The organism is Pseudoalteromonas sp. 1181_04, assembly GCF_052850545.1.
In genome coordinates this window covers 24058-42243 of sequence record NZ_VXCS01000006.1, presented here as the reverse complement: position 1 = coordinate 42243, position 18186 = coordinate 24058, and the positions used below count along the sequence as shown (strand labels likewise).

The 18186-nt window shown below is 41.9% G+C and carries 19 protein-coding genes; 8 read left to right on the top strand and 11 right to left on the bottom strand.

Annotation, left to right across the window (positions count from 1 at the left end; translation table 11 throughout):
• Nucleotides 1-5: 5 nt before the first annotated feature.
• The 7 genes from FW757_RS06185 to lptM form a co-directional block, all read right to left on the bottom strand.
• The gene (locus FW757_RS06185) at nucleotides 6-1118 is read right to left on the bottom strand and encodes a retroviral-like aspartic protease family protein (RefSeq protein WP_182760958.1); all 1113 of its coding nucleotides are present in this window, start codon (nucleotides 1116-1118) and stop codon (nucleotides 6-8) included.
• 17 nt (nucleotides 1119-1135) lie between these two features.
• Nucleotides 1136-1849, bottom strand: a complete 714-nt coding sequence (locus FW757_RS06180) for an HAD-IA family hydrolase (RefSeq protein WP_182739437.1) — start codon at nucleotides 1847-1849, stop codon at nucleotides 1136-1138.
• Between the two features lie 12 nt (nucleotides 1850-1861).
• Entirely contained in the window at nucleotides 1862-2827 is a 966-nt protein-coding gene (locus FW757_RS06175) for a tyrosine recombinase XerC (protein WP_182717476.1), read from the bottom strand.
• Nucleotides 2824-3456 (bottom strand): DUF484 family protein, encoded by a 633-nt coding sequence (locus FW757_RS06170; RefSeq protein ID WP_145239952.1) that lies wholly within the window; start codon nucleotides 3454-3456, stop codon nucleotides 2824-2826. The genes FW757_RS06175 and FW757_RS06170 overlap by 4 nt, the downstream gene beginning before the upstream one ends.
• Nucleotides 3453-4283, bottom strand: a complete 831-nt coding sequence (gene dapF / locus FW757_RS06165; protein WP_145239950.1) for a diaminopimelate epimerase — start codon at nucleotides 4281-4283, stop codon at nucleotides 3453-3455. Before dapF ends, FW757_RS06170 begins: the two co-directional genes overlap by 4 nt.
• Before the next feature lie 62 nt (nucleotides 4284-4345).
• On the bottom strand, nucleotides 4346-5599 hold the full coding sequence (gene lysA, locus FW757_RS06160) for a diaminopimelate decarboxylase (RefSeq protein WP_446440991.1): 1254 nt from the start codon (nucleotides 5597-5599) through the stop codon (nucleotides 4346-4348).
• Nucleotides 5599-5793, bottom strand: coding sequence for an LPS translocon maturation chaperone LptM (lptM, locus tag FW757_RS06155; protein WP_145239946.1), 195 nt, complete (start codon nucleotides 5791-5793; stop codon nucleotides 5599-5601). Before lptM ends, lysA begins: the two co-directional genes overlap by 1 nt.
• Before the next feature lie 148 nt (nucleotides 5794-5941).
• Between lptM and cyaY the strand changes: the two genes are divergently transcribed.
• The 8 genes from cyaY to add all read left to right on the top strand — a co-directional run bounded on the left by cyaY (nucleotide 5942) and on the right by add (nucleotide 15681).
• A complete protein-coding gene (gene cyaY, locus FW757_RS06150) occupies nucleotides 5942-6265 on the top strand; it encodes an iron donor protein CyaY (RefSeq protein ID WP_145239944.1) in 324 nt (107 codons plus the stop codon).
• Nucleotides 6262-6918 carry an alpha/beta hydrolase gene (locus FW757_RS06145; protein ID WP_149982182.1) on the top strand — a complete coding sequence of 219 codons (657 nt, stop codon included), beginning with the start codon at nucleotides 6262-6264 and terminating at the stop codon, nucleotides 6916-6918. The genes cyaY and FW757_RS06145 overlap by 4 nt, the downstream gene beginning before the upstream one ends.
• Nucleotides 6919-6943: 25 nt before the next feature.
• Entirely contained in the window at nucleotides 6944-7849 is a 906-nt protein-coding gene (locus FW757_RS06140; RefSeq protein ID WP_404699523.1) for a DUF2914 domain-containing protein, read from the top strand.
• A 62-nt stretch (nucleotides 7850-7911) separates the two neighbouring features.
• A complete protein-coding gene (hemC, locus tag FW757_RS06135; RefSeq protein ID WP_149982317.1) occupies nucleotides 7912-8850 on the top strand; it encodes a hydroxymethylbilane synthase in 939 nt (312 codons plus the stop codon).
• Nucleotides 8851-10716 carry a uroporphyrinogen-III C-methyltransferase gene (locus tag FW757_RS06130; RefSeq protein WP_446440990.1) on the top strand — a complete coding sequence of 622 codons (1866 nt, stop codon included), beginning with the start codon at nucleotides 8851-8853 and terminating at the stop codon, nucleotides 10714-10716.
• Complete coding sequence (locus tag FW757_RS06125; protein WP_182717471.1) at nucleotides 10713-11822, top strand: heme biosynthesis HemY N-terminal domain-containing protein; 1110 nt, start codon at nucleotides 10713-10715, stop codon at nucleotides 11820-11822. The genes FW757_RS06130 and FW757_RS06125 overlap by 4 nt, the downstream gene beginning before the upstream one ends.
• Nucleotides 11823-11860: 38 nt before the next feature.
• Nucleotides 11861-14554, top strand: a complete 2694-nt coding sequence (locus FW757_RS06120) for a CHASE domain-containing protein (protein ID WP_446440989.1) — start codon at nucleotides 11861-11863, stop codon at nucleotides 14552-14554.
• Between the two features lie 125 nt (nucleotides 14555-14679).
• Nucleotides 14680-15681 (top strand): adenosine deaminase, encoded by a 1002-nt coding sequence (gene add, locus FW757_RS06115; RefSeq protein ID WP_182767392.1) that lies wholly within the window; start codon nucleotides 14680-14682, stop codon nucleotides 15679-15681.
• A gap of 30 nt (nucleotides 15682-15711) precedes the next feature.
• Here add and FW757_RS06110 read toward each other — a convergent pair whose 3' ends face one another.
• The 4 genes from FW757_RS06110 to fre form a co-directional block, all read right to left on the bottom strand.
• Nucleotides 15712-16125 carry a CBS domain-containing protein gene (locus tag FW757_RS06110; protein WP_149982176.1) on the bottom strand — a complete coding sequence of 138 codons (414 nt, stop codon included), beginning with the start codon at nucleotides 16123-16125 and terminating at the stop codon, nucleotides 15712-15714.
• 108 nt (nucleotides 16126-16233) lie between these two features.
• Entirely contained in the window at nucleotides 16234-16947 is a 714-nt protein-coding gene (locus tag FW757_RS06105) for a helix-turn-helix transcriptional regulator (protein ID WP_145239926.1), read from the bottom strand.
• Between the two features lie 29 nt (nucleotides 16948-16976).
• Nucleotides 16977-17300: a hypothetical protein gene (locus tag FW757_RS06100; RefSeq protein WP_259398450.1), complete on the bottom strand. Its 324-nt coding sequence runs from the start codon at nucleotides 17298-17300 to the stop codon at nucleotides 16977-16979.
• A 102-nt stretch (nucleotides 17301-17402) separates the two neighbouring features.
• On the bottom strand, nucleotides 17403-18116 hold the full coding sequence (gene fre / locus FW757_RS06095) for an NAD(P)H-flavin reductase (RefSeq protein WP_182739433.1): 714 nt from the start codon (nucleotides 18114-18116) through the stop codon (nucleotides 17403-17405).
• Between the last annotated feature and the right edge of the window lie 70 nt (nucleotides 18117-18186).

Genomic DNA, 18186 nt, shown 5'->3' with positions numbered 1-18186 from the left:
CATCCTTATTTAGCTAACTCTAGCTGATTAGTTTGTTGATTAATATTAAATTTAAACAACTGTAAAAAATTCATGCCGAGTAATCCATACCCACTATGGTTATCAATTACTAACACTTCAAAGTTTTCAATATATTGCTGGCCAATTAAAATTGAATCAAGTTGGTAACGTTTTGCGATTACTTGGCCGTTGGCGGTATTGATGCTTAAGCTATCAATATAGTCGGGTATTGGCCGTAATGCTTGAAATACGTTATTTGGTAATACGGTAAAGCTTGCCCCGGTATCTATCATTAGTTGGGTGTTGAGCGCATCGTTGATTTGCATATCTAATAAATAGTGTGCGCCGTATGGACGTAATGGCACCAGATCAATACCGCTTTGCGCTTGTGCTATGCGTGTTTGTAATTCAGCAACTTTCGCTTGTAATGGATGCTCCAAAGGAAAGCGATCTAATGTTGCTTGCGCGCTTAGCAGGTCACCGAGATGGTAATATGCATTAGCGAGTGCGAATAAGTAATTAGGATTTTCGTTATCATAATCAAGCCACACTAAGGTTTGATTAATGGTTTTTTGCCACGCGTGCTGCTCTGTAAGCGTTTTTATTTGTGCCATGGTCAATTGTATTAAACGCATATTAATGGCTGCTTGCTGGCTTTCATTGGCAAGTGATTGCAATGAGAATAACGCAACAATAGCTTGGTGTAGCTGCTGGTTTTTCACTAAACGTTCGGCATCAAGCTGCAACATATGTATATCGTATGGATAGCTATTTAAAAATAATTGCAAAAAAGTCTCAGCAGCTGTGAGCTCATTATTTTTTAACCAGTTATCGAGTTTATCTAACCATAAAAAGTAAAGTTGTTCAGCTTGTAATGGCTGGCTTGTAGTTAATGCTTGGTAGCTGGCTAAGGCAGCCGTAAACTGTCGCTGATTAAATTGCTGTAGAGCTTGCTGATAGAGTGATTGCTGATTGTTTTCAACGATAACTGATGGCGACAATTTAACGGCTGCTTGTGGGGCTGTTGCTTGCTGTTGTGGCCACAATAAATAGCCATTAAGTGCCACTGATAGCAGTAGCAGCAGCGTGATAAATTTAGTAACAGCAGTCCCTTTCATTGCTCGCTCCTAGAATATTATGGCTGGCTTAAAAAGTGTTTAAGCGCTTGAATATCAGTTATTTCAATATCGGCTAAGCCTTTGTAGGCATATTTAGCTGGTTGGTCATTTAACCAAAGTGACTGACAACCCGCATTATGCGCACCTTGTACATCGGTGTCTAAACTATCGCCGATGTGCAAAATATGTCGGGTTGGTACGCCAAGCGCTGCGGCGGCCTGTTCAAACATCGTGGTATGAGGTTTAGCTTTACCGTGAATACCTGCTTGTAAAACCAGTTCAAATACACCATTTAAGTTAAAACGTTCAATTTCTACATTACCATTGGTAATAGCAATTAAGCGATAGCGTTTACTCAGTTGTGAAAGTAAATCGAGCACTTTATCATCCACCACAATTTGGCTGCGGGCATCAGCAAATGCTTGATAAGCATTATTAGCATGGTGTTCGAGCTCTGCGTTTTGATAACCGAGCTTTGCCAGTGCTGTACGCAGAGTGCTTTTGCGCCACTGCGTAACATTGTCGACTAACTCGGGGTTATCAAGTAGCGCCTGCTCACGGCATTGTTGCCAATAGTCTTTACCTTGTGCTTGCCAGTTTGGCAATGCATTTAGATAATTTATCTGTGCTTGAACGGCTGCTGTAATTATCGGATGGTTATTGTATAAGGTGTCGTCTAAGTCAAAACTCAATACGGTAAAAGGTGAAATGGCACGATTAAAGCGGATCATATAAGCTCCTGGCTAGTCGGTATTTGAACGTTTTTTAGCGCGAGGGTGCGTGTTGTCATACACTTTAGCTAAATGCTGAAAATCTAAATGGGTATACACTTGGGTGGCCGATAAACTGCTGTGACCCAATAACTCTTGTACTGCTCGCAAGTCACCCGATGATTCTAAAATATGTGATGCAAATGAATGGCGTAATTTATGTGGGTGTACTTGGCTGCTAATACCTTGTTTTATTCCCCACTCTTGCATGCGAAGCCGAACGTGACGTGCTGAAATACGGCACTTTTTGCTACTGACAAATACTGCAATTTCTTCTGGATGAGCAAATTGAGGGCGTAGTTTAAGCCATTTATTTAATGATTCTAGCGCCTTGCCTCCCACTGGTAACAGGCGTTCTTTGTTGCCCTTACCGCGGACTAATATTTCCCCCGCACTGCGATTTATATCTTGTATATTGGCACCAACTAACTCACTAATGCGTAAGCCAGATGAATACATCAGCTCCATCATCGCCTGATCGCGAACTGCAAGAGGATCATCATCGTGAATATCAAGTAACCGTGCCATTTGGTCTACATCAAGGTTTTTAGGCAGGGGTTTGGCAAACTTGGGGCCTTTGATTGCTTCTGCCGGATTATGATAATGGTTTTGTTGACTGATATCTTTGGTTTTTAAAAACTTATACAAACTGCGAATGCAGCTGAGCTTTAAACTAATCGTACGGCCACTTAGTTGCTTGCTTCTAAGTTGCATGCTGTAACGGCGTATATGCTCACCCTGTACGCTTGACCAATCATTACACAGTTTGCTGAAATACAATGCAGCGAAGTTAAGTTGGCTGGTGTACTGGCTGATAGTGTGTGGTGAGTATTGTCTTTCGAAGCGCAGATAATCACTAAATAATAGGATTGGCGTGCGCCACTTATCGCTTAGTTTGTCACATAATTGCTCAACATTTGGCGGCTGCTGCTCGCTCATGCCTGCTCTAGTTCCAATTCCAACAGTCTAAGTTGCAGTGAGCGAACAAACTCAAGTACAAATAAACTATCTTTTGCCGGTTCGAAGTGGTTTGCATCATCACTGCCAAAGGCCAAAATAGCGATAGGGTGCTGACTGTTACCAATTAAATAGAGCGCAGTTGATTGTGTAGCAGGGCTGAACAGTAAATCTCGCTCTTGCTGATTTACGCGACCCAGATAAACGCCATTATGCTCTAAGCGGTGTTCAATTAGTTGCGCAAACTTTTTATCATACTTAAGCAAGTGGCATTCATTAATCGCCGGATTAGTACAAATAATATTGCGTAAGTTTATTGCTAAAGTTTTAAAGTCGTAGTTAGTCCAAAGCTGGCGATGACACTCGCTGAACAAGCCATAAATTAGCTCATTTTCTTTTGCGTGCTTAATTAAGCTGTCAATTTTGCTTTTCAACATGGTGTTGTGTTCACGCAATTGACGCTGTTGAATGTGCACTAATGAGGTTGCGCCTTGCGCTTGCTGCAGCTCAAGTTGGGCTAATAGTGCTGGATTTTGAGCTAAAAACAATGGGTTTTGTTGTAAAAACTCACTCACTTGCTCACTAGTTACTTTGTCGTTTGAGTTACTCATAAAGCGACCTGCCCATCAAATACATGCTCTGCAGGGCCGGTCATTCGCACTGGATGGCCTTCACCTTGCCAGCGAATTTGCAAACTACCGCCCGGTAAATCGACCTGTACTGTAGTGGATAATTTACTTTGAATTTGGCCAATTACCATTGCTGCACATGCGCCTGTACCGCAGGCGAGCGTTTCGTTAACGCCACGTTCCCAAACTCGCAATTTAATATGCTCAGAATTAATCACTTGCATAAAGCCCACGTTAACGCGCTGTGGAAAACGTTCATGATTTTCAAGTAGCGGGCCTAAAGTGCTGACGTCAGCTGTCTCTATATCATCAACTTCAAGTACACAATGTGGGTTACCCATTGATACTGCACCACTAAATACGGTGTGTTCTTCTGCTCGAATAATATAAGTCAGTTCACGCTTAGTCGCTTTGAGTGGAATTTTGCTCGGTTCGAAATTAGGGTGACCCATGTTGACGGTGACTTGGCCATCTTTTTCTATGTATAAGGTTAAATTACCTGATTTGGTAGATACGGTGACTTTATGTTTATTAGTAAGGCCTTTCATCCGTACAAAACGGGCAAAACACCGAGCACCATTGCCGCATTGTTCTACTTCGTTACCGTCAGCATTAAAAATACGATAATGGAAATCAAGATCGGGAGAATAAGGCGCTTCAACCATTAATAGTTGGTCAAAGCCGATGCCGAAATGGCGATCTGCCAGTTTTTTTATTTGGTCTCGTGACAAGAAAACGTTTTGTGTAATGTTATCAATTACAACAAAATCGTTGCCTAGGCCGTGCATTTTGGAAAAATTAACTAACATAGCGCTCTAATTCGGGTTGCTCTGCGCTAATCATGCCACAGAGCAGCCTCGTTACAAAAAGTTTATGGTAAAATTTTCTCGCCTTGCCATAGACTTTCCAGAGTTTCACGCGCGCGGATCAAATGACTCTGCTCGCCATCGACCATGATCTCTGCCACACGTGGCCGTGAGTTATAATTTGAGCTCATGGTAAAGCCGTAGGCACCAGCGCTGCGCTGGGCAAGTAAATCACCTTGTTGTAAGGCTAACAGGCGATCTTTACCTAAAAAGTCACCGGTTTCACACACCGGACCGACAATATCAAAGTTGTATGTGGGTGTGTCGTCATTACGCGGTGTTACCGGCACAATTTTTTGCCATGCTTGATATAAAGCAGGGCGCAACATATCGTTCATACCGGCATCAACGATTGCAAAAAACTTATCTTGGTTTTGTTTTATAAACTCAACTTTTGTAACCAAAATACCCGCATTGGCAGCAATCGCACGGCCCGGTTCAAAAATAAGCTCTAAGTGTTGATAATCAGTTAAACGATCGGTGATATGTGCCACATATTCACTTGGATGCGGTGGCGCTTCGCCATTGTATGGTACGCCTAAACCGCCGCCAATATCTAAGTGGCTGAGTTCAATACCGTTGGCTTTTAAATCGTCAATTAGAGCCAGTACTTTGTCTAGTGCTTCGAGAAATGGTTTGATTTCAGTCAGCTGTGAGCCAATGTGACAATCAACCCCGGTGATTTTTAGGCCAGGCAATGACGCAGCATACTGATAAACACTTGTTGCAGTAAGAATATCGATACCGAATTTATTTTCTTTTAAACCCGTTGAAATATACGGATGGGTTTTCGCATCGATATCAGGGTTTACACGAATTGAAATTGGCGCGACTAAATTAAGTTCACTGGCAACGTGGGAAATACGATCTAGCTCTGAGACAGACTCAACATTAAAACATTTAATCCCGAGCTTGAGTGCGTAGGCAATCTCGTCTGCTGTTTTGGCAACCCCTGAAAAAACCACTTTACTAGCGTCGCCTCCGGCCGCAATGACGCGGGCAAGCTCACCTTTAGAAACAATATCAAAACCTGAGCCCAAGCGTGTCAGCACATTTAAAACAGCAATGTTTGAATTGGCTTTTACAGCATAGCAAACTAAGTTTTTATGATTGGTCGCGGCCTGTGCAAAGGCAAGGTAATGACGCTCAAAGGTTTTGCGAGAATATATATAACAAGGCGTACCGTATTGTGCGGCGAGCTCCTTGACAGCGATGTCTTCAGCATGCAGCTGATTATTTTTATAGTCAAAAAAGTCCATTATTGGTCCTGTTTCGATTCAATTGTTGATGACTGTGTTTGCGTAACTGGAGTTGTTACTTGTTGTGGTTTATTTGGCTCGGCTTTATCTTCTGGCAAATACAGTGGCCCGCTTTGTCCGCAGCCAGCTAAAGTGATGAGTAGTACACCAAGTGGGGAAAGTCGTTTTAATTGTTTAAGATGCATCTCTTTCATTAGATTAATCGTGTTGCTGGCTTTATAATCGCAGATTAACAGAATATCTAAAAAATGCAGCTATTCGCGGATGAATTTATTCCTGTTACACTAGCTGCATGCAATTCGTACCGAATATCTGGCTAAATGCCCGTAAAAGGAAACAATAATGACTGATCATGAATACCACCAATTAGCCGAAGCTCTTATGTTTACCATTGAAGAACAAGTGGATGACTGTGAAGCTGACTTAGACTATGAATCTGCACAAGGTATTTTGGAGATTATTTTTGCTGATCGCAGTAAAATTGTGATTAATAAGCAAGCTCCTTTGCATCAAGTATGGGTTGCGACTAAGTTTAATGGTCACCATTTTGAATTGCGTGGCGATAAGTGGATTGATAATCGCTCGGGCGCAGAATTTTGGCAGTTTATGAATGAAGCAACAACGCGTCAAGCTGGCCAAACGGTAGAATGGCAATCAGCACTATGAGTTTAGAGTTTGTAGAATACGCGGCAAAAGGCCAGCATCAAGCAACGATTATTTGGTTACATGGTTTAGGCGATTCAGGCGATGGATTTTTACCTGTCGCATCGCAACTTGCATTGCCTGATGAATTAGGTGTGCGGTTTGTGTTCCCGCATGCTCCGGTACAACCGGTCACCATAAATGGTGGTATGGCAATGCGTTCTTGGTATGATATTAAATCTATGGATCTAGACAAGCGTGCTGATGAAACTGGGGTACGCGAATCAGCGGCGAAGGTTGAGCAGTTGATTGAGCAAGAGCTTGGTAAAGGTATTCCTGCAGATAAAATAATATTGGCTGGTTTTTCTCAAGGTGGCGTTATTGCGCTACATTTAGCACCGCGTTTAACTCAGAAACTGGCAGGTGTAATGGCGCTTTCGACTTATATGTGCGTGCCAGATAAGTTAACGGCTGAAGCTAAACATACAGATTTGTCGGTATTTATGGCTCATGGTAGCCAAGATCAAGTAGTACCTTATGATGCAGGTCGTCATGCGTTTGACATACTTACAACGCATAACATGGATGTAAGTTGGCAAGATTACCCAATGGGCCATCAGCTCTGCGGGGAAGAACTAATGGCTATTCGCCACTGGTTGATCGCGCGCTTAAGTTAAATAGTGTTGAGTAGCCGAGGCTAAAATGAAACAAAAAATAGTGATCACTGCAAGTATGAGTCGAGAGGCTGCACCTATCGCGCCTGAGGTAACCTATCAATGGCATTGGCAGCGCATTGTTACCGTTACGCTACTGATGATATTTGCGTTAGTTATTTTTACTTATAGCCTGTTGAGCTCCGTTAATGCTGAGCAAAATGATCAACAACAACCCCTTGATAGCCCCGCCGAGTCTGTTGCACAGACAAGCGAAGAAGACGCGCCTTTAGCATCTTCAACAACGGTAGCAGACAATACAGAGTTTGAGGTAGTCAGCGAAGCGTCGACGCTCACTGATATTAATGCTGATGATGGTAATGATGCTAGTGTAGTGGATGATAAAAGTGAATCGCTAGAAATGGCGATGATAACTGATAGCCCAGAGCAGCAAATTGTTGATAGTAATCAGCCCGAACAAAGCCAAGCACTTGCAGCTAATACTATTGTTGCTACGAATACCAATAATGAGCCAGTAGAGAGTGACGTTAGTGCGGAGCAACCAGATAGTTTTGCTACATCCGCACATATTGCCAGCGTTGCTCTTGGTGCAAAAATTGATACCGACAAAGTAAGCCGCGCAGTATTGACCCGTGAAGTGGTTGATCGTGAACCCGTTAATGTTTTTAAAGCGGATGTGCGTTTAAATGAATTTACTGAAACAATGGCATTTTTTAGTGAGCTTAAAAATATGCAAGGGCAGACGGTCAAGCATGTTTGGCGCTATGAAAATGAAGTGCTAGATAGTATTGAGCTTGGTGTAACGTCTCCTCGGTATCGCACTTACTCTAATAAAACTATTTTACCTGAACAAGTTGGCAACTGGCGTGTTGATGTTGTTGACGAACAGGGCCATTTATTGGCACAAAAAGAATTTCGCATTTTAGCTGAGTAAGTGTTTATTCACCTTTAGGCTCAGCAAAGAAAATTAATTGGACTCCTTTTATGACTGAAAACGTGACAAAAAAACCTCAACTTATTCGTATCGCTACGCGTAAAAGTGCATTAGCACTGTGGCAGGCTGAATTTGTAAAGGCACAGCTAGAGCATTTCCATGCCGGCATTACTGTTGAGCTAGTACCAATGTCGACGCAAGGAGATATTATTCTTGATACACCACTTGCAAAAATCGGTGGCAAAGGACTATTTGTTAAAGAGCTTGAGCAGGCCATGTTAGATGGCCGTGCAGATATCGCTGTGCATTCAATGAAAGATGTACCTGTTGATTTTCCTGAAGGGTTAGCACTGCATACAATTTGTGAACGTGAAGATCCACGCGATGCATTTGTGTCAAATACCTTTGCCAACATTGCACAGCTACCACAAGGTGCTATTGTTGGTACATCGAGTTTGCGTCGTCAGTGTCAAATTCGTGAACTGCGTCCTGATTTAGAAATTCGTGATTTACGCGGTAACGTCAATACTCGCCTAGCTAAGCTTGATGATGGCCAATATGATGCGATTATTTTAGCTGCTGCTGGCTTAATTCGTTTACAGATGCATGACCGTATTAAAGCATTTATTGAACCAGAAGAATCGTTACCAGCGAATGGTCAGGGCGCTGTAGGTATTGAATGTCGTATTGATGACGAGGTTACCCAAGCGTTACTCGCACCACTTGAGCATAACGAGACACGTATTCGTGTTAATGCCGAACGTGCAATGAATCGCCGTTTAGAAGGTGGTTGCCAAGTGCCAATTGGCGCTTATGCTTTAGTTGATGGCGAGCAAGTACATTTACGTGGTTTAGTGGGCGCAATTGATGGCAGCGAAATTTTACGCGCTGAGATCAGTGGTAAAGCAATTGATGCTGAACAGCTTGGTGTGCAACTGGCTGAACAGTTACTTGCTTTAGGCGCAGATAAAATTTTAGCTGAAGTATATAGAGACGCATAAATGTCACAGATCCTGATAACTCGCCCACATGGAAAAGGCGCCGACCTTGCAGAGCAACTGTCGCAAGGGGGTTATCAGGCGACTTTATTTCCGGTTTTGAAAATTGATTACTTAACCCCAGATAATACTCAACTGACCCCTTTACTGAATGCAGATAAAATTATTTTTATCTCCCAAGATGCTGTCAAAGCATTGTTGGCACTTAAACCCGATATCAATACTAAAGCGCAATTTTATGCCGTAGGTGAACAAACGGCAGAAGCCATTTGGCAGGCATTTGGCGTACGAGCAGCCGTGCCTAAACTGCATGATTCTGAAGGATTACTGGCTTTAAAATCATTACAGCAAGTTGATGGTCTAAATATAGTGTTGGTCAAAGGTAAAGATGGCCGAGCAACGATTGCAAAAAACTTAAAGCAACGTGGGGCATTTTTAAATAATTTAGTGGTTTATCAACGAGGCCCTGTAGAAGGTAATGCAACTGACTGGCTAGACCACTGGCAAAGCCTTGATGTTAAAGGTATAGTCATAACAAGTAATGCGGCAGTTGATGCGATTTTTCGTGAACTGGGCGCAAAACAATTAGAGTGGATCAGACAGTGCCAGTTTTATGTTGCCAGTGCTCGCATTAGTGAATACCTTGCGGCGCAACAGATTGACTCGGCAAATATACACATTGCTGCAGGTGCAAGCGATAGCGCTATGTTTACTTGTATTAGCGAAGGTAACATTATGAGTGAAGATACAAAGCCAACATCACAGCTTGCTGACCCTAAAGCAACGCCAAGCAGTTCAACCAAGGCGAATGCTAAGGTTGCAGACTCTGCTTCGGCAACAAAAAAAGACTTTGCTATGAGACAAGAAACGAACCAAAAAAACAAACAAAAAATAAGTAAAACTGGCAGCTTAGCATTACTTATCTCGTTGATTGTGGCCTCTGGTGTTGGTTTTCAGTTTTACCAAAAACTTCATACACAACAGCAAGCAAATCTGTTAGTTAATCAGTTATCAGCTGACAACCAATTACTCGGTAAAGAGCTGCAAGCAGTGAAAGTTGCGCAGCAAACCTTGCAACAAGCGCTGTTTAATAGTGAGCAAAAAGTTGCTGCTAGCTTAGCTGAAAATGCAGATAACACGGCAAAACAATTAGCAGCCGCCTTGCAGCGTGCAGAGCAACAAACATATAGTCTTAATCCACAAGAGGTGACTAGTTTGCAGCGTATGGCTGAGTTTAAACTGTGGGCTGAGCATGATTATAATGGAGCGGCGGCAGTATTAACTCGATTAGATACGTTATTAGCAGAGCATCCAGGAACTGGCGCTATTCGCCAAGCAATATATCAAGATTTGCAAGCGCTTAGCACTGTTGAGCCGGTTGCAATAGAAGCAATTTATTTAAAGCTGCACGGTGTACTTGGGCAAGTAGATAAGCTCGTTTTCAATGCGGTGGCATTACCACAAGAAGTAGATCAAAAAGAGCAACATGTATTGAGCGAAAACGTTAGTGATTGGCAGCAAAATTTAGCTAATTCGTGGCAGCAATTTAAAGATAACTTTATTAAAATTCGCCAACGTGAAGATATCGCTATTGAACCTTTATTGACAGAGTACGAGCGTCATTTGATCCAACAGCGATTAAGTTTATATTTATCGCAAGCTCAAGATGCGCTTTTGACTAAACAAGCCAGTATTTATTTTACTGCTCTGAGTCAAGCCGAAGTATTAGTAAAAGATTATTTCCAACATGATGAAGCACTAACTAAAAGTACGCTTAAAGCGCTGCAGGAGTTGAGCAAAGAGCAGTTAAACTTTAGTCCAGCTATCACTTTGCAAAGTACTGAGCAGATCAAGGAGTGGGCAAAATGATCCGCTTAATATTGGTTATTTTAGCAGTTGCTGTATTACTTGCTTTATCGCCTATGTTAATAGGTGAAGTGGGTTATGTATTAATTTCGTTTAATAAAACTACTATTGAAGGGTCTATCGTTGCTTTTTGCGCGACCATTTTGGTTATCGCGCTGGGTTTGTATTTAACTTATAAGCTTATTCGTTATATTTTGTCTTTATACAGCAATACTCGCCATCGTTTTTTTGCCCGCAGTGAAGAGCGTAAACAAGCGGCGATTGAACAAGCTGTATGGAGTCTGATCAGTGGTGATAGCGAACAGCTAGAACTGGCATTGGGGAACAATAGCGTGGCTGATAATTGGCAAGATGTGCGCTATGCGTTATTAGCTAAAGCGGCTTTACAAAATAATGACACAAGCAAAGCGATTGGATTACTTGACCAAATTTCACCAGAAAACCAACTAAAAGCGGCTAAACTCTGGTTAGCCAGTGGTGATTGCAGCACAGTAAGCAGTGAATTAAAAGCGTTAGCGGAAGCTAAAAAAGCCACCGCGCTGGAGCTGAAATTGTATGCCGAAGTACTTGTGCAACAGCAAAAATGGACTGCGCTTGAGCAGTTTATGCCGCGTTTACTAAGTAAAAAAGCGTTAACAGATAGCCAATGGTCGATATTATTAACCACCTACTTTATGGCACAGCCAGAATCGCAATTAACCGATAAGTATCAGCAACTATCTAAAAACGTAAAAGTAAAAGCGCATAGCTGTTACTTAGCTGCGATGGCAAAAGCTGGGCGTTTAAATGAGATTGAATTAAGTTTACTTAAAATGCTGAAAAAACCAGAGCAGCATATTGAGCTTGCACATATATTAAAAGTGTCCGCCCCTGGAGACGCATTAAAGTTACAGGCGAGTTTACAAGATACTTTAAAAAAAGAGCCGGATAATCAAGCATTGTTACTGGCACTTGCATGCTTAGCTAATGCTCATGGTGAGTATGAGCTTGCTGCTCGGGTGTTCGATAAAGCGTTAAACACAGAGAACAGCAAAGAATATTTAGTACAAGCACAGCTTAGTTATAGTAAAAGCGCACAACCCCAAAAAGCACTCGACCTTTATTTGTAATTACAGTTAGTTGAGGCCTGAATAGGAGCGCCAGAGCATTGCAAAATATATTTACTCTGACGTTTGGTTTAACTTTTGCTTATTTTATTACTGGGTTTTTCAGTAATTCGCTGCTCGCTATTGATGGTTATGCTGTGGCTTCGTGGCCACCATCAGGCATTGCCCTTGCAGGGTTTTTATTGTGCGGGCGACGCGCCTTAGTTGGGGTTTTGCTCGGTGCTTTACTCACCAATATGATTCATCTCGATCGTGTTGCTGATATTCTGCATTGGCAGGTTTTCTTACAAGCTTTAGCTGTATCTTTTGCAGCCGTTTTGCAGGCCTGGGTAGGCTGCTATTGCATCGTTAAAATAATTAAAGCTCCGCTAGACTTATCCTCTTTAAAACACAGTGTACAAAGCTTGATCATTGCAGGGCCTGCTTGCTGTGTGATTGCTGCAGCGATAGGCACTAGCTTATTGGTGTCCAATAATATAATACCGGTACATACCGCTTTTGATAACTTTGTGGCGTGGTGGATTGGCGACAGTATTGGGGTGTTAATTTTTACACCGTTAATATTGGCGGCTTTTAATTACGAGCAGATGCGCCATCGCTTACAAGTAATTTTACCTTCAATCCTTATTTATGTCGTTATAAGTATTAGCTTTTATGCTGCGGCAAGTGTGAAAAAAGACAAAGATATTCAAAAGCAAGAAGCAAAAGTGGCTGAAGTGCGGTTGGAAATAAATCATAAATTAGATGAGGTATCGGCGCATTTAGCTCTGCTTTCTACTTTTTTTGCCAGTAGTGATGAAGTCAGTTACGCTGAATTTAAGCGTTTTACTACAACTCAACTTAATTACAGCAATGAAGTACTTGCCCTAGAATGGGTGCCAAATGTACCTTTATCAACGGTTGCTCAATACCAACAACAAATTCGTCTAGAAGGCTTTAATGAATTTTATATAAAAGAGCAATCACCCCAGCAACAATGGCAGAGTGTGACGAAACGGGACAGTTATTACCCTGTACAGTATGTACATCCGATGTTGGGTAATGAAGGGGTAGTAGGTTTTGATTTAGCCTCAAATGCGCAAATCCGTGATGTGATGATGATGTCAAAAGCATTGAATGAGTTGATTATTAGCGAGCCGATGAAGCTTGTACAAAGCAACAATGATGATACTGGGGTATTATTTTTCTTTCCGGTTTTTGGTGACTTAGATATGCAAGGTGATTTTAGGGGCTTTGTGGTTGGCGTTATTAACTTAGCGCGCTTGGCTGATACTTTGCAGGTTAATCATCGTAGTCAAATAAGTATGCACTTCTACGATGTGACTGATGCGCAGCAGCGACAACTAATCTACCGCGCATCTCGCACCGATAGTGAACTGCTGAGTGAATACCAGTTAGTTATCGGGCAGCGAATTTGGCAAGTTCAGCTATTTGAACCAACAACACAAACGTCATGGATAATGTACTGGTTTGCACAAATATTAGGGATGTTATTTGTTTGGTTACTGATCACTTTTTTAATCTCAGTGACCGGCACCAATATTCAGGTGCGCGAGCAAGTTGCTCAACAAACACGAGTGTTGCGTCAAGAAAAACAAAAAGCAGATGAAGCAAGTCAAATCAAAAGCCAGTTTTTAGCGAATATGAGTCACGAAGTACGTACTCCGATCAATGGCATTAAAGGTCTGCATTATTTAGCGTTGCAGCAGCAAGATTGGCAACAAGCCCGCCATTATATTGAACAAGCTGATGGTGCGCTGAGTGTGTTGCTGCGAGTATTAAATGATGTACTCGATTTCTCTAAAATGGAAGCTGGCAAACTCGATTTAATACAAGAGCCTATCGAGTTAAATCAGCTTATTGATGAATTAGTTAATTTGGTGCAATTCGACGTTGACATTAAGTCGCTGAAATTAATATTAGAACTAGATAACAGCGCAGATCTACAGCTAGATAGCGACCCAATACGTTTAAAGCAGGTCTTGCTAAATTTATTAAATAATGCGATTAAGTTTACCGCTACAGGCACAATCACACTCAAAGTATGGCAGCAGCAAGACGTCACTTACTTTAGTGTCAGTGATACTGGTATTGGTATTAGCCAAGTAGCTCAACAGCAACTTTTTCAACCATTTGCACAAGCCGATAGCTCTACCTCGCGACAGTTCGGCGGTACAGGTTTGGGGTTAAGTATTTGCAAAAAGTTGGTTGAATTGATGGGAGGAAATATTAGTTTAGTAAGTGAGGAAGGACAAGGTTCAACTTTCACTTTTACCTTACCACGTATCTCGCCTCTCACTAAAGCCGAGCAATTAGAGCCTCTCTTTGCTGAGATTGACACGAGTACTTTATCGCTTGCTGAATTTAAGATCCTATTGGTGGAAGATAATCCGCTAAACCAACATGTTGCTACCGCTATATTAAAAACCAAAGGGTGTATTGCTGATGTTGCCAGTGACGGTTTTGAAGCCATTGAGAAGGTCTCTGAAACCCGTTATGATTTAGTGCTTATGGATATTCAAATGCCTAATATGGATGGTTTGCAAGCCACTAAAGTGATTCGTGATGAGCTATTTATACATCAGCTTCCTATTATTGCTCTGTCAGCAAATGCTCATGATGATGATGTTAAAAAAGCTCTCGCAGCTGGTATGGATGGCTATTTAACAAAACCAATCGATGCCGAAAAGCTATTTAAAACCATATGGCATTACCTACAACAGAGTACTGATTAATTTTTAGTACTTTTATCGATCGGGGCTGACAAATGACCTCAATAATACAAACAAAATGATCTAAACTTGAATTACCGATTTAAGTGCGTATGATCCGCGCAAATTAACTGAACTGAGTGCTAATTATGATCAATAAAAAACTCCCTTTGCTAGATATCCATCGCCATTTAGATGGTAATGTCCGCGCGCAAACTATTCTTGATTTAGGTCGTCAGTTCAATATTAAGCTGCCTGCTGATAATGTTGCAGACTTAATACCGCATGTGCAAGTTATCGATCCTGAGCCTAACTTAATGGCCTTTTTACAAAAGCTTGACTGGGGCGTCACGGTATTGGGTGATTACGATGCGTGTCGGCGTATTGCTATCGAAAATATTGAAGATGCGCAAGCACAAGGTCTTGATTATGTAGAGCTGCGTTTTAGCCCTTACTACATGGCACAAAGCCAAGGCTTACATCCACAAGGTGTGGTTGAAGCTGTAGTTGATGGTATTAAAAGTGCGACTCAAAGTAGCACGGTTAAAGCTAACCTGATTGGTATATTATCACGTACTTATGGCACTAAAGTTTGCCAGCAAGAGTTAGATGCCTTACTCGCGTTTAAAAATGATTTAGTTGCAGTGGACTTAGCTGGTGATGAAATTGGCTTTCCGGGCGAGTTATTTGTCGATCACTTTAAGCAAGTACGTGATGCTTACCTTAGCGCAACGATTCACGCCGGTGAAGCTCTGGGAGCTGCCAGTATTTGGCAAGCAATCAATGAGCTAGGTGCTGAGCGTATTGGCCATGGTGTCAAAGCTATTGAAGATGCCAAGCTAATGGACTACCTACGTGATAAACGCATAGGTATTGAATCGTGCCTAACTAGTAACGTGCAAACCAGCACAGTAGCCAGTTTAGATGTGCATCCACTGAAGCGCTTCTTAGATCATGGTATTTTAGCGTGTATTAATACCGATGATCCCGCAGTGGAAGGCATCGAAATTGAACATGAATACATGGTTGCAGGACCTGCTGCAGGCCTTACTCAGGCTGATATGGAAAAAGCCCAAGCCAATGCACTTGATATTGCATACTTGAGTGATGCTGAAAAACAGCAACTAAAGCAAGCAGTCGCTGCTCGATAGTTACGATGCACAAGCCATTAAATTATGCGCCTAATGCTCACGTTGGCAGCTTAGGTAGTTATCAAACATGGCTTTAAGAATATCACTACGGCCTATCATGCCTATGACCGTAGTGCCTTCTACAACAGGGTAGTTTTTCGGCTTACCGGTTTTCATTTGCTCTGCAAGTTCCATTATGTTGGTGTCGCCGTTGACGGTTACAACCTCGGTTTGCATCAGTTGTGAAACCTTAACCACACCGTCACAAAAATAACTATTTTGCATTAACGGTTTTAGCAGTTCTTGCTCAGAAATAAAGCCCACTAAACATTTATTATCATCAAACACTGGCGCTCCCAGTAGTTTGAATTTTTGTAGTTCTGCAATTGCTGTGGTCATCTCGGTTTCAGGGGTTATATGCGGTAACTTGCGCTGCATAAAATCTTTTACTTTGGTGTTTAACATTTGGGTCTCTCCCAATTAATGAGTTATTCAAAGTATGGTTAAGGATTGGCCGTTTGTGAAATTGTTTATGTTGATTGCGCTGATAGGTAACAACAATCACAGCTAAATTTAATTATGAGCCAGACCATCAGAGTGAGTTTGGTATTTGGCTTTCACTAACTCCATATAATGCGCTAAGCTTTTTTGTGAATTAGTATCAAATGCCTTGGCGAGTGGAATAATGCTTTGAATACGATCTAAGCGAAACTCTCGGTAGTCACTGCGCAACTGACAATAAGCGATAAGAGTCCACTTTGCGCCCCAATATACCAGTCCTAAAGGGTCGACAATACGCTGAGTTGGTCGTTGATTAACATCTAGATAATGAAATTCAATGCAGGTTTTATTAGTGATGGCTTTACGAAGTATCAAAGTGGTCGTTTGGTGGCTTTTATCGTGATGAAATGCAGAGACTAAATACGGCAGCTCTGCAACGCGTTGCTTTAACTTGTTAGGCAACACAGCATTAATTTTAGTCATTGCAGCTTGGGCATTCGCCGCTAACTGTGGATCAGTCCAAGCGCTGACCATTTTACTACCTAACAACAGTGCTTGTAGCTCCTCAAGAGTAAACATCATCGGTGGTAGGTCGTAATCGGTAATTAAATAGCCAGTGCCTGCCTCACCTTCAACGGGCACGCCCGAGCTCTGTAAGTGCTGAATATCGCGATAAATTGTTCGCTGAGATACCTGTAATTTATTGGCAAGTTCGTTTGCAGTGATCGCAAAGCGGCGACTCTTAAGTATGTTTACTAATTGAAATAGCCGCTCTGATTTGTGCATTGGTTATCCTTGTTTTCAAAAATACAGTGTTAGCTTTGTTGGCAAGCTGTTTGGCTAAGCACTTCAAAACGCTCCAGCTTTATCGATTCTTTTGTAATGAGAGAAGTGTACTGTTGGCAAATAGCATTATCAAAAAATGTATCACGCAGTTTTTGGGCATCAGCAACCGTAGCAAAATAAATGATACTACTATATTGCTGGGTATCGGCTTGTTTAGCAAGGGAGCGGTAAAGTACGCCTGATTGGTTATCAATATAACGCTGAAAATCATTATTAGCGATATGGAACTGCGCTAAATTTGTATCAGTCTTTAGTTTGAAATTTACAACTTCGATTAAATTTGTGGTCATCATAGTTCTCCTTGTTTAAGAAGAGCTAAGTAAATCATAGCGGGCTGTCAGGGAGTGTCAGTAACCAGCTTACGGATAAAAATTAAGCTGGTTACTCTGGTTATACTATTTTATAAATGCAAATGCATCGGCGTACATGTTTTCGCGAATTGCACCATGTGCTAGGAAATCATCGCGGACAATACCTATCATGTCAAAACGCCCTGCCATGTAAATATCATATGGGGCAAGCGATACGATATCGTTCATCACCGCTTTATGTACGTAGCCTGTGTGGCCTGTCCAGCTAGCTGTTGGGTTTTCAACTACTGGTATAAAGGTAAAGTTTTCACGGCTATCGGCCCATGTTTGCATTTCAGTATGCGCATACAAGGCTGACTCTTCACGCACACCCCAATAGAACAATACCGGACGCTCACAACCGATTTCACTTAAATGATCAGCTATAGATTTTGCGTATGAAAACCCAGTGCCGCCAGCGAGTAAAATAATTGGGCGTTCGCATTGGAGACGCAACTGTGAAATGCCTAAGCCGGCTTCAATCAACACCTGAGTTTTCTCAGCATGGGCTTGGCGAAGATGCTCTAAAGTTTGCATTGCATATGAATCAACTGCAGATGCGCCAATATGGAGTTCTAGCTCATCAGACTGTGAAGGGCGGCTGGCAATTGAAAACGCGCGCTTGTCTTTTTCGCCAAGCACTACTTGCAAATATTGGCCAGCTTCAAAGGTGACGCTTTCAACAGGTTTTAAAATTACTTTGTGAACAAATTCAGTGAGTGGGCTGATAGCGACAACTTCAGCGTGTAATGTTTGCATGTTTTACCTTAAATTAGCGGATACGCACTTTATTTGAACAATAATAACATATCCGCATAGTGAGTTTATA